Source organism: Phormidesmis sp. 146-20 (assembly GCF_052939475.1).
Map to the genome: position 1 here is coordinate 144,970 of NZ_JBJPHT010000004.1, position 22,571 is coordinate 167,540.

The window sequence follows — 22,571 nt, forward strand, 5'->3', positions numbered from 1 at the left end:
ATATGGATCAGCCAGATCAGTCGGTTTCAGAGATTGAGCTATCCCGCGATCCTGGCTTTGAGGCTGCGGTTCAGAAGCTCCATGAGTTGACGGTTTTGACGAGGTGGCTGCTGGCTTTGGGACTGTGGGCAACGATCGGGCTTCTCAGCCTGTGGGAGTTGCGAGACGTGTTTGCGATTTTGCGGCAATATTTCACCTGGGCGGCGCTGCGGTTGGGTCTGGGTTACCATCTGCTTGCCTCGGTGGGATTGGCGCTCTGCATTGGGGTCACGCTGTCTACCTTGATATGGCAAAGCCGCAACATTCTATTTGGGCTACCCCTCCTCGAACGTCAGCGGCTAGAAAAACAAGTCCTCAAAATTCATCAGCAGGGTAAAAGCCATCCTCTATGGAAGTGGGTTTATCCCCGCCAATGATACAGGTGAGCGGACGAGGGACTTTGGACAAGAAAACCTAAACCCTGTGTCTCAAGTCCAAAGTTTCAAGTCCAAAGTCTTCAGTCCAGCGTCCTCCCCGTTACCAGAGCGCTCGAACGCCGCCCGACTGTCCGCCACTGGAGTCTCCAGAAGGAGTGGTAGAGTCTTCGCTCGGTGTCGTCGAGTCTGGAGTGGTGGTTGACTCAGGGGTTGTGGTACCTGGGGAACTGGGTGTGGTGGTTGACTCAGGGGTTGTGGTACCTGGAGAGCTGGGTGTAGTCGATTCGGGCGTTGTGGTGCCTGGAGAACTGGGTGTAGTGGTTGACTCAGGGGTTGTGGTGCCTGGAGAACTGGGAGTCGTCGATTCGCTGGGGCTAGTCGGAACGGTGACATCTCCAGAAGAACCAGGCGTTGTGCTGCCAGGAGTGGTTTCAGTGGTGCCAGGAGTGGTCGGAGAACTGCCCGGTGACTGCTGAATGGTCGGGCCAACGTTAGAAGGTTCGGCGGCCGGAGCAGCAGGACGATCGTTAGCTCCCCCCGTCGATTGAGACAGCAGACGATTGTAGGGAGCTTCGTTAAAGATGCTGGGGTTGGGGTTGACTTTGGCCAACGAGGGAGATGAGGAGCGAATGGTCGTTTCGGTCGTCACACTCTCGGTCGCCGGGGTCATCATGCTGGGAGTCGCTTGAGCCAGACGATTGTAGGGGGCTTCGCTAAAGATTTTGGGATTGGGGTTGAGCGGGGAGGCTGCGAAAGAAGGAAGCGCCATCAAGCTAGCTCCGACTACGCCGATCGAGCCAGCCAATTTGACAAGAATACCTTTCTGAGTTCCGTTCATGAGTATCTCCTTACATCTGATGATTTCTGTGCAGACGATCGGGCTTCTAAAAGTGCGATCGCTTGCCACGACACCTGACCCTCTGTGATCAGGATCATCGCCACCGTCAGAAGTTTAAGGAGATGTGAAGTTTAGTTGATCTGTCATTAGTTGGATTTTATTTCGTAACGCCTTTGGTATCGGCTCACTTGATCACCTCAACAACTGTCCCCAGACTGACTTTTTGAAAAAGTTCTTCGACATCTTTGTTGTGCATCCGTACGCAGCCGTGGGAGGTGGCTTTTCCAACTGATTGAGGCGTGGGCGTGCCGTGAAAGCCGATCCAATTTTTGCCGTCTGTCCAAAAGCCAATCCAGCGCCGTCCCAACGGATTTTCAGGGTCGCCTCCCGGAATCACAAAGCCCTTAAACGGATGTATCCAAGCGGGATTTTTAACCATTTCTCTGACTTTGAAGGTGCCTGTCGGCGTTTCCCAACCGGGACGACCCACGGCGATCGGATAGGTTTTAACTTTGTTGTCTCCTCGAAAGACCGTCACCTGACGCTTACTGAGACGAATTTCTAATCGTACAGGCTGAGTAATGGATCGATCCAGAGAATCGGGAGTCGTGATCGCTTTGGGAAGGGGCGTTGTTGCAACGGTTGCCGAGGGGCTGACCCAGGCAGAAATCGCTAGTAACAGGCTCACGATCCTCACAGATTGATTCATCATCGACTTTGGAAACAAAACTACAAACAAGAGAGAAACAGTTTCTCAGCTATCAGGTCATCTGTCTCTAGTGTGAGAGTACCAAGTTTTGGGCTGTCAGTATCTATCTAACTTTCGACGTAGGTCGATCGAGATGTTCGTAACTTTTGATGAATTTAATTTTGTAGCAGGTTATCTTAAACAATCTTTGTTTCTTAGGAGATTTCCAGGAATACTTTTACCCAAATTGATCTCTCTGACCCCTCCCAGCCTCACCTTACTAAGGCTACCGTGTACACACAAGTCATTGTCGCTTCGTTTCAGTCGGCTTCAGCCCCCTAAATCCCCCAGTCTGGGGGACTTTGACCAAGGAAAGATTTCCAAAGTTCAAAGCCATGACGACGGCTCAAAGTCCCCCATTTTTGGGGGATTTAGGGGGCGAAGGCTCTCAGCAATGACAGATCAATCGACTTGTATGTACACGGCAGCTTGCTAAGGGGAGGAGCCGTAGGCGGTGGGGTAACGTAGGTATATTCTTATTTGAAAATCTCCTTAAGTTTGCGATCGCTCCTATTAAGTTCAGCATAGATTCTACTTCTGGCGGGTAACTCGAAGAAATCTAGTTTTTTGCTTCGTTGACTGCACCTTCTGCCCCCAAGCTTTCAATTCTAGAGGACTTTCAGACAAAAATTTTTGGTTCAAAGCCTTGTGTGAAGAGGGAATTTAGAAGTCAAGCTAACTCTGTAACTGGAGTGGAGAGATTCATTAAATTCACGTTAGATTCAATTTGTAGGGTAGGAATCAACACATGGACGAACACGCTCACAAAACTCCCCAAGTTGGCGGCGGGATGCCTGTGATTCAATATTGGGCAGAACATACGCTGTCGCCTGATGGTGCCAAAATTTGGAAAACACTCCTCCACAAAAGTGCCTGTCTCTCTTGCGCGTGGGGCACAGGCGGACAAAAAGGCGGATTTGTCAATGAGGATGGAGAAGTGTTGCAGCGGTGCGCCAAAAGTGTCGAAGCGATCGCGTCTGAGCTTCAACCTGCGGCCCACTTTTACGATCGCTCGATCCAAGACCTTCAACAACTGACTTCTGAGCAGGCAAACAATCTGGGTCGGTTGAGCGTGCCGCTCATCCTTAGAGAGGGCAGTTCCCAGTATGAGCGGCTGAGTTGGGATGAGGTGTATGAGATTGCAGAAGCGGCTTTTGGCAAGGCTCCAGAGCGAGTGGCTTCTTACAGTTCGGGGCGATCGTCGAATGAGGCGGCTTTTTTGCTGCAATTGATGATCCGGGCACTGGGGTCAAACAATCTGGCGGACTGTTCTGATCTGTGTCATGCGGCTTCTACGACCGGACTCAAGCAAATGTTTGGATCGGGTACGTCGATGGTGAGTCTAGACAGTCTCAAACAAGCAGATTGTGTGGTGCTGATTGGGTCGAATGCGCCAGCCAACCATCCTAGACTGATGAATGAATTGATCAAACTGCGCGATCGAGGCGGTAAAGTGATTGTCGTCAATCCGATCGTTGAAGTGGGATTGGTGAAATTTGCGTCTCCTGCCTTTCCGATTAAGTCTTTGATTCGAGGTTCAGACATCTCTTCGCTCTATCTTCAACCGATTCCTGGGAGTGATGTTGCTTTATTTACTGGCATTCAAAAATCGTTGATTGAGCAAGGTTTAATTCAATCGGAGTATTTAGAATCCTATACCGACGGTTGGCAAGAAGTGGTGGCCTACGCACAAGCGATCGACTGGGAAACGATCGTTAAGACCTGTGGCGTTTCTCAAGCTGAAATTGTGGCCGCTGCCTCGATCATTGGCGCTGCAAAAGGAGTCGTCTTTGCCTGGGCGATGGGCGCGACGCAGCAAAAAAACGGCGTGGACAACATTTACAGCATTGCCAATACGGCCCTATTGAGTGGAAATGCAGGCAAAGAAGGGGCCGGAACGATGCCAATTCGGGGTCACTCCAACGTGCAAGGCTTTGGGTCGATGGGCGTGACGATTCACCTCAAAAAAGAAATTCAGGAAGCCTTAGAAAAACTGCTAGGAACCTCACTCAGTCGGGTTCAAGGATATGACACTCGCGCCTTGATCGACGCTGCCGATTCTGAAAAAGTCGATACGCTGCTCTGTCTGGGAGGCAATCTCTACGCCGCAAATCCCGACCTCACCCAGGCAAAACGCGCTTTGTCGAACATCGAGACCATTTTCTATGTGGCAACCAAGCCCAACCTGGGACACTTCCACGGACTGGCCAAGAAAAACACGCTGATCCTTCCGGTCTTTGCCCGCTTTGAAAATCCCCATAAGACGACAGCAGAATCAGGCAACAATTTCGTGCGGCTCAACGATGAAGGAGAAAGCCATCTTAAACAGGCCGATCTGATTTCAGAAGTGGAATTGTTGACCGAAATTGCTCATCGGATTCATGGCGACACGCCGATCGACTGGCGCAAACTGCAAGACACAAAATACGTTCGTCAATTGATTGCCCAGACGATTCCTGGCTTTAAAGCGATGGCGACGATCGACAGCACTCAACAAGAATTCACCATTCAGGGACGCATTTTTAACACGCCCAAATTTGCCACGCCTTCGGGCAAAGCCAAGATGTTTGTTACGCCCCTGCCGCATCTGACATTACCGACGGCTCAAGAGTTTGGCATTTCTGATGCGATTCGCAGTCTCGTGTTGGCGTTGACCACCGGACGCAGCTATTCACAGCACAATACCGTCGTCTACAAACCGGGCGACAAATATCGCGCGATGCCCCACCGCAACTGCATTTTGATGAATCGATCGGATGCCGAAAGCGCAGGATTTACCGAACATCAACGAGTCACCGTACAAGGCGATGCTGGCAAACTAGAGAACGTCGAGATCATTTATGGCACCGTCCGCCCAGGAGCCGCGCTAATGTTTTACCCCGAAGTCAATGTGATTTTTAAGGCGAGCGTAGATGAGCGATCGGGTACGCCTGCTTTTAAGCGAGTTCCTGTTGTTATTTATTGACTAAAGACTAAGGACTAAGGAGATTTCTAGCAAAGAAGTTACCAACCTTGGGAAGCCCCCTAAATCCCCCACAAGTGAGGGACTTTGAGCTGTCGTCATGGCTTTGAACTTTGGAAATCTTTCCTTTGTCAAAGTCCCCCAGAATGAGGGATTTAGGGGACTGAAGCCGATCGAAACGAAGCGATTCCGGACTTGTGTGTACACGGTAGCCCAATTCTGGGGGACTTTCGCATACGGTTTTTAGTTCAATGTTTAATATTCAAAGTTTCATGTCTAAAGTCTCTTGTCATGCTCCAACATTTAATCTTCGAGGTCTGAAAACTGGGCGCTTAAGCCTACCTTTTGCAGAGCTAATCGAATGGCCTGATTGATAGGAAACCGTTGGGAACCGATCGCGGGATCAATACTTTCCATTCGCGTCGCAAACTCGACAAAACTGGGGGCAGACAATCCTTGGGTAAGCTGTTGTTGAATGTGGGTGAGGGTGAGCGATCGGGTGGCTTTGAGTTCTGTGCAGGCGGCGAGTTGGGGTTGGCCGTGTTTGTCTCTGACGGCTGCGTAGCCAAACAAACGACAGAGGGACGGCCGCCAGAGATAGACTCCACACCGTCCTTTTTGAGAATTTGTAGGGTCAGGTTGATAAAAAATGCAGCGCTGGGGTGAATCGGTTTCTAACTGATCGAGAATCTCTTCTGCTTTGCCTTGTTGAAAGAGCGCGATCGCTAATGGCAACACATCCAATACAGTTGCTTCAACGCTGGGACGATCACAACAGCGACCACAGTCAGACGAGCAAGATAACCCAGTCGCTTGCCGAAATTCTTCGGTCTGTTGGTCAATTTGCTCAAACAGAGCCATAACCTGGTTAGAAGTCTGGTTCATAGGGGTGGCGATCGTATTCAAGACACTGAATTTTGGAGTTTGGACAGGGAAGCACTGTTCGGTCTTTAGTCTAATGTCTAATGCTTAATATCTAACGTTTAACGTCTTCACAAAACATTCCCCGATCGGCTACCCCTATTTCTGATCCTAATTGAGCAGAATCGAGAAACAAGAGCGTTGGTTCACTGCTAAAACCATCCGCTAGAGCTTTCAGAATTCATTTCAGGAATCAGATTTATGTTGAAAATTGATGACGTACAAACGATCGAGGGTGTTCAGGTTTATGGAGACGAAGACCCAAATAAGTTTTATCTGGTGCCCGATGTTCCTCGATTTCGGATGAATGATAATGGCCGTCCTTCGTTTAGCTTCTATAAATATCGGATGCCGATCGAGCGGGCTGACCAATCAAAAGGCGGCGGTTTCTTGATTTGTGACGTGGAATTTAGCGTTCCTGAAGAGAAGAAACAACTCATCGTCAAAAAGCTGCAAGAGCAAGTCAATCAACGCTATGTGGGTAGCAACGTTAAACCACCCGAAGTTGAAATTGGCTCAATTACTTACACCAAAGGCACCGCAAAACTTAATATCGAAAGCATTAGCGATAAGTTTGTTGAAACTGTTTTTAACCCCGGCAAACCGTCTCTATATGGACGCAACATCACCCCGTTTACTGTTGAGCTAACCGATCTGGGTGCAACCTTTTTTGAACAGGCACTGCAAAACAAAGGTGGATTTGTTCAAGTGGTTTACGACTTGTATTGTGCAGTGAAATTACCTCCGATTACGGCTCGTATCTGGTTTGATTCCAGCAAGTTTTCGAGCTTTGTCGAAGATTTTACCAAGAGAGAGCAGTCTCAAGGTGCATTTAGCTCGATCTGGAAATGGTTGTTTGGCGGCTCAAATCGCAACAGAACGACGATCAATAAAACCGTTAGTGAGTACGCTAGTCAGCATCAGTGGGGCGGTGTAGAAATTGACTTTAGAGACTTTAAAGCGACGGAAGATGTCAAGCAAAAGATTCGTGATTGGGCGATGAATACGCTGGCAGAAGCGATCAAAGCCTCCAACGAAGACAAGCTACAACCGTTCACCGAAGAACAAAAGAAAGTGCCTGACAATCTAACAGACTTTCATCTTCGTCTGAGTCAATACAAGTTTAACAATGTCAATCAACGCTACAAAGAAAGTCAGGCAGTTGAATGGAACATGGCTCCTCAAGGGATGCTAGAACCAATCACAACGCTGTTGGATAAAGATGGTCAACCCTTGAAGTGGTCAGACTATGCCACGATCGTTGATCTCGATGATCCCTTCTTTAAGACATTAGAAGTTCCGATTCGGGTCAATGCTGACTTCAAAGATCTGCCGTTGGATAGTGTAGAAGTTCACCTTGACTACAAAGAAGGCAGCGTTCATCAGATTCAGGAATTTAGCTTTAACAGTCCCGACAAGTTAGAGAAGTTCAAGTCTTTCATTGAAAATGCCAAATGGGACTACAAGTATTGGTACCAAGTTAACTACAAAAACGAGAGCCGTGCTTACAAGTCTCAGGAGATTCCGACCGATGAAAAGTTCTTGACTATTAACGTGGGTGAAACGGGGATTTTAGCGATCGACGTTCTCCCCGGTGATATCAACTGGAGTCAAGTCAGTCAAGTGCAAGTGAAGATCAACTATGACGCTTCTGAAGGCGATGTGGGACAGATCGAACGCGCCTATTTACTCGACAAAACCAGCCCAAAAGCAACGCTCAGAGAAGTGGTTTTTGCACCCGTCAAACAACCTTACAAGTACATTGTTAAGTACTTTATGGCGGATGGTAAAGAATATCAAGTGACAGAAGCATCTTCACGCTCTCCGCAACTCTATTTAAATGATCCGTTTAATGCAACCAAGACGGTGAGTTTGCGTGCAGCAGGTGACTTGGATAAAGACATTCAAACCATTTTTGTGGATGTGAAATATGTTGATGAATTAAATCATTACACCAAGAACACCACTGCGGCATTGAGCAAATCACAACCGTTCTTTGATTGGGAGTTTCCGGCGATCGATGAAAAGATCGGCAAAATCACTTACAAAGGTACAGTTCAACTCAAAAACGGCCAGCTTGAAGAGATTCCAGAAGCCACCACTGAAGACTTGACCATCATGGTCGGCAGAAAGATCGAAGACTCGCTAGATGTCAAAGTGGTGCCTGTTGGAATTGACTTTAACAAGGTGGCGTTAGTGATTGTGTCACTGAGTTATGAAGACAAAGTGCATGACATTGTAGAACGCTACGATATGACGTTTGATAGCACTGCAAAAACGCCGCAAACCTGGTCTGTTGCACTCAAAGACAAACACTCAAACAAGTACACCTGGAATGCTGTCTTTTATATGAATGATGGCACCGAGCGCAAGGCGAATGTAACTCCTCAGCTTACAGATTCGCTAACGCTGGCGCTACGGATGCCTGTCTGAGTCTAGGTTGTCAGTTCGATGAAGTTCTTCGCTTCGCTGTCCTTCTGCCCCCCAACCCCCCAATTCTGGGGGACTTTAAAACAAGTGTTCTAGCTCAAAGTCCCTCACTTGGGGGGGATTTAGTTTGCTCTCCTGGATTTGCGACCGTAGCCGTAAGATTCATCAAATTCTACTTGTCCTTTGCTCTCAAATTCGTTGCAATTTCAATTCAAATTGTTTTTGACTTTATTGATCGTCCCCAAAAAGCAATGCTATATCTCAACCCTCCGTTTCATATTATTGAAGGCGTTTCGCTGTTTTCGGATCATGCCGATCCGTTGCAGTATTATTATTTGCCGATGATGCCTAAGTTGACGACGATCGCGGATTCGGTCACAGGGCAAAAGATTCCCCAGATTCAATTAATTAAATATCGCGGCAAAGCGGGGAATGGTGGATTTCTCAATTTTGATGTCAACATTGGCGTTGAAGAAGCCACTTTAGAAAAGATTCGCGGCAAATTACGGCAGATAGCCGGGCTAAATCAAGCGCCCCGACTGGCTCCCGTTCCGCTGGTCGATGGCACTGTTCGGTTGCTCTTGTTTGGCAAACAGACGGGCGATACGGCGGCTCCCAACAGCACGACACCTCAGTTTGTTCTCAAAATCGATCAGGCGGCAAAACCTTCGCTCTATGGAGACAATCAAGCGGCATTCTCGGTGGCGTTGGATCAGTATGGCGTAACGGTGATGGAGAAAGCACTTCAGGGAGAAATGTCGCCGATCGGAATTGTGTATTCTCTCGATTATTTAGCGTTGCGTCCAGCGTATTCAGTGCGTCTCAAAGTGGATTGGGATCGGGTGCAAAAACATCTCGATGAGCATTTTGGCATTGATGCAATTTTTGTTTCGGTTGACATTGACAAAGCTGTTGACGAATTGGTTGAAAAACGAGCGATCGTGCTCGAAGCAGACACCTTTATTCCTGAAGGCGAAGACGAGAGTGCGGTTTTGGGACGACGTGATCAAGCGGTCAACGAAGTGCGAGAAATGATTTTGGATGCGTTCTTTAAACCCAGCATTGATCCTGTGAAGGAAGAAGAAGACGGGTGGGATAAGGCGGCCAACTTTGCCGATCGCGTGTCTCGTTTGGGGGTTCAGGGTGGCTTTTCTTATAAAAAGACGGACTATACGAGGATCGATCGCAAGTCGCTTGACGTGAATATTAGCGAGCGCACCACCGTTAAACGCAGTATCTATCCGCAGGGACATTTGAGCGGTTTGTCTCGCGTGATCACCCAGCAGGGTCTGGATCTCAACAGATTTGTTCTCTCGGTGGATCTGGATGATCCGTGGTTTGAGCGGCGCAAATTGGCTGTGATTTCTCGCGCTAATTTTGAAGAGGATTCGATTAGCTCGATCAATGTGCGATTAAACTATGGCAACACTCCTACGAATGTCTTATTAGAATCGAGTAACGCTAAAACGCAAGTTGAATGGGCAAGTATTGTCACAGATAATACAATGCGACGTGACATCGAAGCTCAATACACCGTTACCTTTAAGGGAATCGATGGGAGTGAACGTCCTATCTCAGTCAAGTCAGTCCCGGAAGTCTTTGACGGTGACAACTTTGAGATCAATCCCCGCGAGTTTTATAGCATTGTGCATGTGCCGATCGTCGCCTTGAGTTTCCCGTGGGATCGCTATCCGCAGGTCGAAGTTCAACTCAAGTATACCGACGAGCAAAACGGCATTCGCATGGATGACACGCTGCTATTAGATCAAGCGCACAGTGATCAAACCTGGAAAATGTTTGTTCGCGATCCCAGACAGACGAAGTTTCAGTATAAGCTTATTTATCGCGCTGCTGATAACCGCGACGTTGTAACTATCTTTAACGACAACGATGACGAGCGTATTACCATTCGCGATCCTCGTCCCAATAAGCGATCGCTGACCATCGTTCCTAATTTAGATTGGAATTTAGTCGAACGAGCATTCGTTGATCTAATTTACGACGATTCCAAAAATGATGTCTACGCAGAACAGTCGTTTGAGTTTAGCAAAGATGATAGTGCATCCAAAAGTTTGAAGGTTGATTTAGTCAATCCCGATTACCGGAAGGTTGCATATCAAGTGACGCTCCTGTTCAAAGGTGGACGAATGTTGGAAGTGCCGCCGTCTGTGACCAACGATCGCCGGATCATTCTTCGCAGCGATATGCGCGGCCATCGTATTGTGACTGTCCAGCCCAAAAAAGTCGATTTCGCCAGCAAACGCCTCTATGAAATGCAAGTCGAACTCCGCTATGAAGACGAAGACGCAGGCTTAAGTTTTTCTGACCTGTTTAGCTTCCAGTCAATCAACGACGCTTCGACCTTTGAATTCGATTATGCCGACGACCAAAAATCGACCTACGAATACCGCATCACCTACCGCCACTTAAACGGACTATCTCGATCGACCGACTGGACTTCAGCCTCCTCCGACACCCTAATGCTACCCGTCGCCTAAAAGCATTTCATCCCTCGTTCCTCATCCCTCATCCCTCATCCCTCATCTTTCATCCCTCATCCCTCGTTCCCCATGCTATTACTCGGAAACAAAACCCTCACGATCGACCACACAACGGTCTTTGCTGACCACGCCGACCCCAACCAATTCTGGTATCTGCCTCGCCCCGTCAAATTTGCCCGCAGAGGGGCTGACAAGCAGGTTTCCTTCACTTTCATCAAGTACAAGCCTGCGGCAGTGTCAGGAGGGGTCAAGGGCGGCGGATTTTTGATGTTTGATGTGGACTTGCAGTTAGATCCCAAACTAGAGCAGCGAATTTTGTCCAAATTGAGTGGGATTGCGCCCGATCGCCCCAAGTTGTCGGCGGTGCCATTTGACGAGGGGACGGTGCAGTGTATCGCGCTCAATCTACAAGGCTCAGGGGGCACTACTGCGTCAGCGAGTCAGCCGGGAACCTCAGCGAGTCAGCCGGGAACCTTTAACGCGGTTGAAAAAATTCTCGGTGCGACAGTGCCTTCTTTGGATGCGACGAATACGGCAACCTTTAGTCTCACGCTCAGTCAAGAAGGCGCAATTATTTTAGAGAAAGCCTTTGAGCGAGGAACTACCCCCGTTGGCGTTCTCTATGATCTGAAATATACGGGAATGCGGCCGGCTTTGGATGTCAAAATTACAGCAGACATGAAGCGGGTTTACAATCACTTTAGCGCCAGTCTGAGTGGACAATATTACTTCTTTAAGTTGGGCATTGAGGCAGGATTTGAGAAACTGGTACAAGACGGTGCGATTAAGATTGAGGTAGTGAACTATTCGAGTGCCGACGATCGTGCCGAAAAAGAGAAATGGGCCCTCGACTTTTTCAAAGAAAACTTACTCAAGGACTGGTTTGAGCCAACCCTGACTCCAGGCGAGTTTGCGGGAGGGCGAGTCACAATACCAGAAACGCCAACGCCTTCACCAGGCAACTCATCTGGAAATGGAAATTCTAACGGTGGCGCAACGCCTAGCCCAACGCCTGATACACCATCGTCTGAGAATCTTGTATCTGGTGTAGCCTCCGCAATTAGAAATGTGGTCGCAACTCGGTTAGACACACCGAATCCATCCACGACTCGCCAACCTGCAACGCTAGAGATTCTCAGTCGAGATCCCAATCCGCTACCAGATGGTTATGGAATCGAACACACACCTTCTACATCAGGAACATCAGAAACGATTACAGTTCGTGGGAATAATCCAACAGTACGAGTGAATGGTGAAGTGCGATCGCTCAACGCCAGCAATCAACTGAATGTGAATGTAGACGACAATGCCAGCGCTGACATCACAGTAGACTATCCTCAGATCACTACAGACGAAACATTTCACTTATTTTTTGAATACGAAAAGCCACGGGAAGCTGGATGGTCTACGACATCGAGAGCCTATACTGGATATCTGAACAATTCACCGAATCCGACAGACGTTGAGTTCTCGAATACCACTTCTCGGCAAGGCATCACCGACACGCCTGGGAACCATCTTTCGGGTGATGGCAATCAGCTACGAGCCTGGGTTCAGCGTCTGGCAGTGCCCAAAGATGTAACGATCGAAGCCCACGCCAGCTACGAAAATGACGACTCACCCACCAAACAACAATACAATCGCAGACTCTCGCAACGGCGGCGACAAGTGGCGATCGGCATTGTGTCTCCTCTGGTGACGAGCATTAGTGGCGATCCGGTGGGCAAAGGACATGTACGATCGCGAGATGCCGTGCCTCAACGGATTGGCGATTTTCGAGACAGAGTGGCCGAAATCACCGGAAAAGTCATTGCCAGTCCGACTGCGACGATTCGAGCCAAACTTTCTCGTCCCGCAGCGATTACCCCAAACATACCCACGCCCACTACACCCACGCCCACGCCCACTACACCAACCCCTACGCCTACTACACCAACCCCGATCGCCGGAGATCCTGCCATTGCGTTGAAGCTGAAATTCATTCACCAGGACGAACAGAAGACCATCACGCTGCAATACAATCGATCGGAGGCCGTCCAGCGCACCTATGCTCCCCAGGGTTTGATCGGCTTGATGTTGAATGATTTGCAAGACAAGCGCAAACACTTTGTCGAAGTCGATTTAGACGATCCGTTTTTCCGAGTGTTTACCGTTACAGTAGATGCGCCGATTGACTTTGAGAAAATTGGCTTGCTCTCGGCTCAGGTGGCGATCGATTACGGCAGTCCCGCGAATGAAGTGGATCACAAACATGCAGACTTTGTATTTGAGCCGGGGAATCAGACCGAGCATAAGTTTGAAGTGTTCATGAATTCAACGTTTGACACAAGCTACGATTACAACGTGCAATATCATTTCGATCCGGGTTCTGAATGGGAAGGACACACTTATTCCTACGAAGTCGCTGCCAATCCTACAGAAGATCGAACGCTACAAATCAATCCCTTTGAGCATTTGGGCTTTCTGGATCTGAAAATCGTGCCTAACCGAATTGACTGGGGCGCGATCGACTCGATTGACACAGTGCTTTTCTACCAAAGTCCGAACGGCTGGAGCAAAACCAAAACCATTACCCTCACCGCCAACTCTCCTGCCCAATTCTGGAAACTCCGCCTCGACGACCCCAGCGCCCGCACTTACAGCTACTACCTAGTTCATCACCTAAAGGACGGTTCTCGTCAAGAATCTGAGAAAGTCACCACGGAAGCCACGGCGATCGCAGTCAACGATCCGTTTGAAGGGGCATTAGACATCGAATTCATTCCATTGTTCACCCCTGGCTCATTCAGAATGGTCTTCGTTGATGTGAAATATGACGACAAAGACCACCATTACCACCGCGAAGAACGGCTAGAACTATCAGGAACCGCCACCGCACCCGTCCCGCTAAGAATCTCCCTCAAAGATGGCTCAAAGCGCAGCTTCCAATATCGTCTCACCTTCGTCTCAGACAACAAAATGCAACAAGGAGCCTTTACAACGACTGAGGAAACTTTGATTGGCGTATCTCCATAAAAAAGGAAAAAGGGAAGCAATAGGGATCAGGCAAATGGGCAAGTCATTCTCCACCAACTCATCCCTCATCCCTCACTCTTCCAAGCTTTGTCCAGTTGCCTTCTCAATGTAGTCCAGAAGTTTCTGGTAAGTTTCAGCATCCGTTTGTTTGTGAATGACGATCGTCGTCTCTCCATCGGGCACCACAAAAGACAATCGACCCTTCGAGATCTGACAAAAGGCAGCGACTCGATCGAGATCAATCACATAAACGTTTCGTTCGTAAGTTAGTTTGATCCAGAAAGACACACCACTTCCTCAAGTCCTGAGACTCAGCATTCCAGATTGACTGCAATAGTTCAAGAGATTTACAGAAGTTACTCTGAAACTCAAGAGTCGTCCCCAACAATCAACTAAGAACCGAACTAAAAAATGTTGACCCTCATGAATCAACTCATGCATCAACCGAAGTGATTACTTTCATCCCTCATCCCTCATCCCTCTCGCAAAGCGTGCCTCATCCCTTCACCCCCACAACCTCCTGCCCTTCTACCTGCGATTCTGCACTCCCTTTCATTCTCAACCCATAAGACAAGGCAGCCTTAGCAAATCCCTTAAACAACGGGTGAGGACTGCTGGGTCGCGACTGAAACTCTGGGTGAAATTGAGTCGCCACAAAAAACGGATGATTAGGAAGCTCAATGATCTCCACCAAGCGCCCATCTGGAGAAGTGCCGCTCACCACATAGCCCGTTTCTAAAAACAAACTGCGGTATTGATTATTAAATTCATACCGATGGCGATGTCGCTCATAAATGACTTCTTCCTGGTAAAGGTTGAAAGTGAGCGTGTTGGGAACCAATCGACAGGGATATAAGCCAAGCCGCATGGTGCCTCCCAAATCCACAACATCTTGCTGTTCGGGTAGGAGATTGATCACCGGATTTTTGGCATCAGAGATAAACTCAGCACTGCTGGCTTCTTCGAGATGAGCAATATTGCGGGCCCATTCGATCACCGAACATTGCATTCCCAAACACAGACCGAGAAAGGGAATCTTGTTTAACCGGGCATACTCGATCGCGCTAATTTTGCCATCGACTCCGCGAATTCCAAACCCGCCTGGTACAACGATCCCATCGACTCCGTTGAGATAATAGTCAGCCCCGTTTTCTTCAATATCTTCAGAACTGATCCAGCGCAAATTTAAGCCACTGTCAGCCGAAATTGACCCATGTCTGAGCGCTTCGACGACTGACAAATAAGCATCATTTAGCTGTACATATTTACCGACGATCGCGATTTCAATTTGTCCCGTCGGACAGTAGAGCCGCTCGACGATCGTTTGCCACTGACTGAGATTCAACGGGCGCTGCTCGAGTTGCAGCAGGTTGATCGCTTGAATGGCCAGACCTTCTTTTTCCAAATTCAACGGCACTTCGTAAATGCTGACCGCATCCTGAGACGTGACCACACATTCGGGCGAGACATCACAAAACTCTGACATTTTTTGCTTTAAACCAGGCGGCAACGGGCGATCGCTGCGACACACCAAGATATCGGGCTGAATGCCAATCGATCGCAGTTCCTTGACAGAATGCTGCGTCGGTTTAGTCTTCATTTCTCCCGCTGACGGAATCCAGGGCACGAGTGTCACATGCATATACAGCACGTTTTGCCGTCCCACTTCTTTACGAAATTGTCGAATCGCTTCTAAAAACGGTAACGATTCAATATCGCCTACAGTGCCGCCAATTTCAGTAATTACAACATCGGGATTAGTATTATTCGCTACTCTTAGAATTCGTTCTTTGATCTCATTCGTGATGTGTGGAATGACTTGAACCGTACCCCCGTTGTAATCACCGCGCCGTTCTTTATTAATCACCGCTTGATAGATCGAACCCGTTGTCACACTGTTGAGCCGTGACATTGCGGTATCGGTAAACCGTTCATAGTGACCGAGATCGAGGTCAGTTTCGGCACCGTCTTCTGTGACAAACACTTCCCCATGTTGAAAAGGACTCATCGTTCCTGGATCGACATTGATATAAGGGTCGAGTTTGAGAATCGACACCGAGTAGTCTCGTGATTTGAGCAACCGACCCAAACTTGCCGCTACGATGCCTTTGCCAATACTGGAGACAACGCCACCCGTGACAAACACAAATTTAGCCATATCTAGAAGAGCAGAAACGCTGGAGGATAACCCGTTTATTCTACATAGCGATCAGCACTGAGCGAGGGAATGAGTTTCGAGTTCAGCGATCGCCTCCCTCATCCCTCATCCCTCATCCCTCATCCCTCATCCCTCATCCCCTAAAATGTTTACTCATCCGATCGCTCCTCATTCTCACCCGACATGCAAAGATTTCTTGGGCTGGCATTGCTGATGGTGTTGTTGGTCACGCTCCCGACTTGGGCGACTTCTTCACCAAACTTAATTTCTACCAGGGTGGCAGACCCGCAAAAGCTGTACGTTGCCTATCCTCCAGCCGATCACAAAACGACGGCGAAGCAGATTTTTTTGATTGGGTCGGCTCCTCCAACGGGGCAGGTTTTGGTGAATGGTGAACGCCTCGATCGCAGTCCTCAAGGTCATTTTGCGCCCAGTTTTCCATTGCAGTTAGGGGACAATCTGTTTACGGTGCGCTATCAAGATCAGGAACTTAAGGTTGCGGTGACTCGTGAACCGCTTGTTCCGCCGTTAGTTGGCGCTGCTTTTGGTCAAGATTCTCTCTCGCCTGCGGTGGATATCGCTCGATTGCCAGGTGAGTTGATTTGTTTTGCGGCGGTTGCCCCTGAGAATGCGCTGGTGTCGGTGAAAGTAGACGATCGTATCCTTCCGCTCCAGCGTCAGACTGTGATGAATTTACCTGCCAATTCGGGAGTGCTAACGGGATTGACGCAGCCTACGTCAGAAGGAGCTAGTCAATATGCGGCATGTGCGACGGCGACTTCGATCGCAGAGCTAGGAAAACCGCAGTATCTTTTGAATTTGAAGGATTCTCAAATCGCCCAAACTGCCCCCGGTAAGATCAGAATTCTCTCTCCCAGCCAACTCGAAATCGCTGAGGTGATCGTTCCTTCTGGGACGGCCCGCACAGGAGCCAGCACCGACTACTCTCGCCTCACCCCCCTACCGCAAGGCACTCGCGCCACCATCACCGGACAGGAAGGCGACTGGGTACGACTTGATTACGGCGGCTGGATCAATCGCAAAGACGTGAAGATTTCGTCAGGATCGGTGCCTGTACGATCGCTGATTCGCGGGATCACATCGAGACAAGCAGGCGACTGGACAGAAGTGCTGTTTCCCCTCCAGGTGCCCGTTCCCATCACCATCGAGCAGGCTAGAAATACCTTCAAGCTGACGCTACACAATACGACCGCCCAGACGGATACGATTCGGTTGACGAGCGATCGCGTGATTTCTCGTCTCGACTGGCAACAAACCGAACCTGGCAAAGTCGAATACACATTCTCGCTCAAGTCTCAATGGGGCTACAAACTGCGCTACGAAGGCACGACATTGATCCTCTCGCTGCGCCATCCTCCTCACTCCTCACTCCTCACTCCTTCCTCCTCACTCTCCGGCTTCAAAATCCTGCTCGACCCAGGACACGGCGGCCCCGAAGACTTTGGATCGAGAGGCGGAACGGGTTACCCCGAAAAAGAAGTGGCGTTGTTGATTTCAAAAGCGCTGCGGGATCAGTTAGTCGATCGGGGTGCAACGGTTTTTTTAACTCGCGAGGAGGACATTGATTTATTACCCAACGATCGCGTCGCCATCATCAACAAACTCGAACCGACGATCGCGCTCAGTCTGCACTACAACGCCTTGCCCGACGACGGAGATGCCATCAATACCAAGGGTATAGCCACTTTTTGGTACAACGCTCAAGCCTACGATCTAGCCGCCTTTCTGCACGATCATCTGGTCAAGACATTAGATCGCCCCTCCTATGGCGTGTTTTGGAATAACTTAGCGCTGACTCGTCCTACCGTTACGCCGTCTGTTTTATTAGAACTGGGCTTTATGATCAACCCGATCGAGTTTGAATGGATTACCGATCCTCAGTCTCAAAAAGCGCTAATTCTCTCGCTGGCTGATGGAATTACGGAATGGCTGAGGCGCGATCGCTAGACCAGATTTCGGCTTGCTCAAACATACTGCGTGAATTCACACAATTTCTGGAAGTGCTTTACCCAAAATTTATAGGGTCTATGTCAGGATTGAAGGTGGTTAGTCAGCTTAGTATCGCCTTTAGCAAGGTGCATAGACTTGAGGAATTTGCCTGTGAATGCTCAGAAGGATGCTCAAAAAATTGATGCGGTCTTACCTTTGACCTTAAAAGATTATCCAAGGTTTGAGATTTTAGATAAGTCCTTCAAACGGTTTTTCAAAGATCTGGGGAAATGCTGGATTGTCACGCCCGATCGTGAGTTTGAGCAGATTAGAGATTTGATTCAAGACGATCGCTATTGTGTGATTGCAGAATCAAGTTTAGTGCCTGAGTTTAAGATTTTTTGCGGCAGTCGATTTAGCATTTTTAAGTCTGTGCCTGGATGGTACAAACAGCAGATTATCAAAATCGCGATCGCCGACAAGATCGAAACCGATTTTTATCTAACATTAGATGCCGATGTAATTTGTACTAAACCAGTTTACTACAGTGATTTAGTGCAAAATGAAAAAGGCGTTTGCTTTATTCACTCGGTTGAAAGAAACACGCAGACTGATTGGTATGGCTGGGCAGAGCAAGTTTTGAAACTCAAATCTCGTCACCGCGATCTGCTGCATAATGTCACACCAGCCGTCTTGAGCAAACAAGGAATTTTTGAGCTACGAGACTACTTATCACAAATTTATCAACAGCTAAAGTTTCCTGGCACTAAGCGAGAAGTTAGAGCCACTTTGTTGAAGTTTTATGCTCAATTTTTGCCCAAAGATTCCTTACGTCGTAGTCAATTACTGGGTTGGCGATCGTTCCTCTCGGTTTCCATCCCCTGGACAGAATATGGTCTCTACTACATCTTTTTGGAAGAAACTGATCGCTTCGATCGACATCACATTCGCATCGAAAATTGTCTCTACGCTGAAGACGATTCGGTTTGGTATAAAGAAGGCTTTGATAGCTGGGATGTAGACAAAGTATTTAGCCCCGACAGCAGTCATTTCTTTGTGGTTGTACAAAGCTGGCTTAATTTAGAAGTTGATCAAGTTTGGCAAAAAGTCGATCGCTATCTCAACGACTATGCTGAACCTTAGCGATTGAGCAGAAAGTAATAGGCTTGCACAAAACTCTACAGTATCTATTTCTCTAACTTCCAAACATTTTCAAATGTAGTTTTTTCTGCTTTGAGTGAAGACAATTTGTAGGTTTTTTCAAGTCCATTTCTTAAAGCTTCAGACGGATGAAATAAAAAGAGACTGCTGAAAGCGATCGGAATCTTTGGGATCGCGACAGGCTGATTTTTAGCCGTTGAATTTAGGCAAAAAGCACACTGCGGTTGTATTTGTAGGCTGACCTTTTGGTCGAGGTAGTAGCTGAGAGACAGCAACTCTAAAGGGATGGCATCACTGATCAGTAACGGCTTGGGCGATCGATTGATTAAGGTTGCAAGCTGAAGATTTTGGCTATTGCCTTTGCTCCACCAGGTATCTGCTTGAGCGATCGCGCAACAAGAAACAATTCCCATCACAATTAGAGCAGTTGTAACGCCCTTCCAAAACAGATTTTTGATGATTTTAGTTCTGGTAGAAAGCAGTTTGGTGGCTATCAGGTAAGCAATTGAAATTTCAACACTCAAATAAGTGGCAACTAAGTAGCGAGGCAAGATTTTTCCTAATAACGCTAAAAACAATGCTCCAGTACCGCCCAGCAGCAAGACATAAAGCCACGTTGACTTTAAATAATAGTAAAGTGTATGTGCAGCGTAGCCAATGATAGCGATAAAGACGAGATTTAGAGAAGGATACAAAATCTTTGAAAGTGAATACAAGTTGATATCTAAACCAAAAAATTGGATGCTAGAAAAAGCATCCGATGTAAAGTCAAAGAATGTTTGTCTGATGCCACCAATAAGCTCTCGAAAGGCTCCCAGTCCTCCTGATGATGATTTGTTAGTATCATTTAATTGGGGAATATTGGCGACATTAACGATTACTAAAAAGAGCCAGGGCAGAGAAATAAGAAGTCCGCACACACTGGAAACTAAATAGTTGATTAACACCTTTTTACGTTGGAGCTTATTGATCACGCCTTCATAAAGACTAATGTAGATTGCGTGAGCGATCGCAGTCATACCAAAAAGCAAGTACGAATGAATTCCTAATACAATGGTCGCCGTATAGAGTGCCCAATTGACTGGATTTGGGTGTTTGGCTGCTCTCAAAAGTGCTGCACTGAAAGCAAAATCGTGAGTGAAAAGAAAGAATAAGGTCTCGCTTCTTGGGCAAACAAAACATGGAAAGGAGAAATAGCAACAATTCCTACTGCGACCCATCCGATTAAGGATGACTGAAATAACTCTAAACAAAGCCAGTAGAGAGCAGGAAAAATCAACAAACTAATCAAAACTGACAAACTTCTAATCGCCCAGATCGAGTGCCCAAACCATTGAATCCAAAATTGTAAAATGACAAAATAAAGTGGTGAAAGCTGTGGTTCTTCTACCGCTAAATTTTTGACAATATCCATTTTCTGCTTTTCTAAATCAAGCCGCTGAAACTGAGCCAACTCTGTGACGCTAACGACACGGCTGTAAGAAAATGAAGCAATTAACTCAGTCTCGGCATATCCAGAAACCCGAAACAAAGTTGCTGCTTCGTCAAGCCAAAAAATCTTCTTATCAAGATTCGTGAATCTAAAAAAAACACCAACAATTAGCAGAGCGATCGCTAAAATTCGCAGCTTTGCAAAATGGGCTAGAAATATCTTCATAAATCACGTCTGATGAGGGTATCTAAGCCAAGATTAAGAAGAATCTTTGACGTACCAGAGAGGCGACGGTGGGTTTCGCTTTGCTCAACACCAACCTACAAGAAGCGGAGGAGTTCAGGAGTTTTGTCAGTCAACCAGCGCTAGACCCTTTTCAAACTTCTCTAAGATATAGTGTTGTCAACCATCACGATCGTCATTCATGGAGATATCTCTACTCGATCAAGGCATTCAGCAAGCGCGTCAAGGAGACTACTCAAGCGCGATCGCAACCTTTAGTCAAGCGATCACCCTCACGCCTCATCTCACCCAGGCTTACTATCGCAGAGGACTCGCTCACTTTGAGTTGGGCAATATTTGTGCTGCCGTTTTTGACTACACAGCCGCGCTCAATCAGGATGGCGATCGCAGTGAGTTTTACTATGCCCGCGCTCTGGGTCGCTTGGAGTTGAGAAACTTTTCTGGAGCGCTAGAAGATGTACAGGCTGCCATTCGTCGTAGTCCCAAAGATGCCGATGCCCACCAACTGAAGGGCACGATCGAGCAAAAACTGATGATGCGTCCAGCCGCAATTGGTAGCTTTAAGACCGCCGCTCACCTCTATCTGTTGGCAAAAGATTCTGACAGTTGTCGCCGTTGTCTGCAAAAAATCGAGCAGCTTCAACCATCGCCGCCCCCATCGGAGCCTGAACCGCCGATCGAGATGCCCTCTCATGCCCAACTTTTGGCCAAGATTCTCAAAAGGGCCGAAAACGGAAACTGTGCCCAAGCGCTGCAAGACTTAGACTGGGCGCTCCGAGCCGATCCTCAAGATGCGACGGTGTATTGTTGTCGAGCGATTGCCAAAAGCAAAATGGGTGACAAACAAGGCGCGATCGCTGACCTCAACCAAGCCCTAAAGCTCAATCCACAGGATGCGATCGCCCTCCGCAACCGGGGCAAACTTCGTCTACAAATAGGAGACTTTTTGGGCGCAAAAGCTGACCTCAATCAGGCGCTACAGATGAATCCTCAAGATGCCATGAGCTATGTCGGACGCGGCCAAATTGAGAGCGCAATGGGCAATTATCAGGATGCGCTGATTGATTTTTCTCACGCCATCAAGCTACAGCCCGAATACCCCGAAGCCTATCTCGGTCGCGCTCAAGCCTACGCTCATCAAGAAGATATGCAGCAGGCAATCCACGATCGTCAAATCGCAGCCAGTCAATTTTGTGCCCGACAAGACTGGAAAAACTACAACAAAACCATCAGCTTGCTCAACTCATTTCAGCCTGCGATCGCCTCAGATAGCTCAACTTCAGCGAATTTTGCTTTTTTGCAGGACTACGAGCCGCAACTCGCAACGCTGGCCTCGCTGGCAGAAAAATATTTAACCGACGATCCCGTCACTGGTCTGATGAAACTGCGGCAGTTTGGCGAATTGCTGGCCCAAAGCGTTGCCAAAAAAGTAGCGCTACCCCCTGTTTTGGAGGAATCTCAACTTGATCTGCTGAATCGCCTCTTTGATACGGGCTATTTACCAGAAGAAATTCACCGCAAGCTGCAAGACATCCGTCGTATCGGAAACCAAGCCGCCCACGACTACAAAGGCGAATCTCACGTTGCCCTCAAGCATCTCAAATCTGCCTGGGAGTTGAGCATCTGGTTTTGTCGCGAATTTGGAGACGACTCATTTTCTGCGCCTACTTCTTTTACGCCTCCCGGTCAGCGTTAAGTGCGATCGAGCCTCTGATTTAACGTGAAATCGATAGAATCTTTCGCTACGGTGATTAGGGCAGCCCCCTAAATTCCTCCAAAAATGGGGAATTTGAACC

Annotated in this window: 15 protein-coding genes; 8 read left to right on the forward strand and 7 right to left on the reverse strand. The window is 48.0% G+C overall.

Annotation, left to right across the window (positions count from 1 at the left end; translation table 11 throughout):
* The first annotated feature begins 2 nt into the window (after positions 1 to 2).
* Complete coding sequence (locus ACKFKH_RS05500) at positions 3 to 416, forward strand: hypothetical protein (RefSeq protein ID WP_446857239.1); 414 nt, start codon at positions 3 to 5, stop codon at positions 414 to 416.
* A gap of 100 nt (positions 417 to 516) precedes the next feature.
* Here the strand turns inward: ACKFKH_RS05500 and ACKFKH_RS05505 are convergent, their stop codons facing one another.
* Both ACKFKH_RS05505 and ACKFKH_RS05510 read right to left on the reverse strand, forming a co-directional pair.
* Positions 517 to 1,254: a hypothetical protein gene (locus ACKFKH_RS05505; RefSeq protein ID WP_446857240.1), complete on the reverse strand. Its 738-nt coding sequence runs from the start codon at positions 1,252 to 1,254 to the stop codon at positions 517 to 519.
* 184 nt (positions 1,255 to 1,438) lie between these two features.
* Positions 1,439 to 1,942, reverse strand: a complete 504-nt coding sequence (locus ACKFKH_RS05510) for a L,D-transpeptidase (protein WP_446857241.1) — start codon at positions 1,940 to 1,942, stop codon at positions 1,439 to 1,441.
* An 808-nt stretch (positions 1,943 to 2,750) separates the two neighbouring features.
* On the opposite strand from ACKFKH_RS05510, the gene ACKFKH_RS05515 reads away from it, so the two are divergent.
* Complete coding sequence (locus ACKFKH_RS05515) at positions 2,751 to 4,967, forward strand: FdhF/YdeP family oxidoreductase (protein WP_446857242.1); 2,217 nt, start codon at positions 2,751 to 2,753, stop codon at positions 4,965 to 4,967.
* A 300-nt stretch (positions 4,968 to 5,267) separates the two neighbouring features.
* On the opposite strand, the gene ACKFKH_RS05520 is transcribed toward ACKFKH_RS05515, so the two are convergent.
* Entirely contained in the window at positions 5,268 to 5,849 is a 582-nt protein-coding gene (locus ACKFKH_RS05520; RefSeq protein WP_446857243.1) for a YkgJ family cysteine cluster protein, read from the reverse strand.
* A 237-nt stretch (positions 5,850 to 6,086) separates the two neighbouring features.
* Here ACKFKH_RS05520 and ACKFKH_RS05525 point away from each other — a divergent pair, with 237 nt between their 5' ends.
* The 3 genes from ACKFKH_RS05525 (at position 6,087) to ACKFKH_RS05535 (ending at position 13,831) form a co-directional block, all read left to right on the forward strand.
* Entirely contained in the window at positions 6,087 to 8,318 is a 2,232-nt protein-coding gene (locus tag ACKFKH_RS05525) for a hypothetical protein (protein ID WP_446857244.1), read from the forward strand.
* A gap of 248 nt (positions 8,319 to 8,566) precedes the next feature.
* A complete protein-coding gene (locus ACKFKH_RS05530; protein ID WP_446857245.1) occupies positions 8,567 to 10,813 on the forward strand; it encodes a hypothetical protein in 2,247 nt (748 codons plus the stop codon).
* A 72-nt stretch (positions 10,814 to 10,885) separates the two neighbouring features.
* The gene (locus ACKFKH_RS05535; protein ID WP_446857246.1) at positions 10,886 to 13,831 is read left to right on the forward strand and encodes a hypothetical protein; all 2,946 of its coding nucleotides are present in this window, start codon (positions 10,886 to 10,888) and stop codon (positions 13,829 to 13,831) included.
* A 72-nt stretch (positions 13,832 to 13,903) separates the two neighbouring features.
* Here the strand turns inward: ACKFKH_RS05535 and ACKFKH_RS05540 are convergent, their stop codons facing one another.
* Both ACKFKH_RS05540 and ACKFKH_RS05545 read right to left on the reverse strand, forming a co-directional pair.
* A complete protein-coding gene (locus ACKFKH_RS05540) occupies positions 13,904 to 14,119 on the reverse strand; it encodes a hypothetical protein (protein ID WP_446857247.1) in 216 nt (71 codons plus the stop codon).
* Positions 14,120 to 14,327: 208 nt separating this feature from the next.
* Complete coding sequence (locus ACKFKH_RS05545; protein WP_446857248.1) at positions 14,328 to 15,989, reverse strand: CTP synthase; 1,662 nt, start codon at positions 15,987 to 15,989, stop codon at positions 14,328 to 14,330.
* 183 nt (positions 15,990 to 16,172) lie between these two features.
* Here ACKFKH_RS05545 and ACKFKH_RS05550 point away from each other — a divergent pair, with 183 nt between their 5' ends.
* Both ACKFKH_RS05550 and ACKFKH_RS05555 read left to right on the forward strand, forming a co-directional pair.
* Positions 16,173 to 17,957: an N-acetylmuramoyl-L-alanine amidase gene (locus ACKFKH_RS05550; RefSeq protein WP_446857249.1), complete on the forward strand. Its 1,785-nt coding sequence runs from the start codon at positions 16,173 to 16,175 to the stop codon at positions 17,955 to 17,957.
* Between the two features lie 153 nt (positions 17,958 to 18,110).
* Positions 18,111 to 19,082, forward strand: a complete 972-nt coding sequence (locus tag ACKFKH_RS05555) for a DUF6492 family protein (RefSeq protein ID WP_446857250.1) — start codon at positions 18,111 to 18,113, stop codon at positions 19,080 to 19,082.
* A 44-nt stretch (positions 19,083 to 19,126) separates the two neighbouring features.
* On the opposite strand, the gene ACKFKH_RS05560 is transcribed toward ACKFKH_RS05555, so the two are convergent.
* Complete coding sequence (locus ACKFKH_RS05560) at positions 19,127 to 20,209, reverse strand: hypothetical protein (protein WP_446857251.1); 1,083 nt, start codon at positions 20,207 to 20,209, stop codon at positions 19,127 to 19,129.
* The gene (locus ACKFKH_RS05565; protein WP_446857252.1) at positions 20,206 to 20,757 is read right to left on the reverse strand and encodes a glycosyltransferase family 39 protein; all 552 of its coding nucleotides are present in this window, start codon (positions 20,755 to 20,757) and stop codon (positions 20,206 to 20,208) included. The genes ACKFKH_RS05560 and ACKFKH_RS05565 overlap by 4 nt, the downstream gene beginning before the upstream one ends.
* Before the next feature lie 199 nt (positions 20,758 to 20,956).
* Between ACKFKH_RS05565 and ACKFKH_RS05570 the strand changes: the two genes are divergently transcribed.
* Positions 20,957 to 22,471, forward strand: a complete 1,515-nt coding sequence (locus ACKFKH_RS05570; RefSeq protein WP_446857253.1) for a tetratricopeptide repeat protein — start codon at positions 20,957 to 20,959, stop codon at positions 22,469 to 22,471.
* The last annotated feature ends 100 nt before the right edge of the window (positions 22,472 to 22,571 follow it).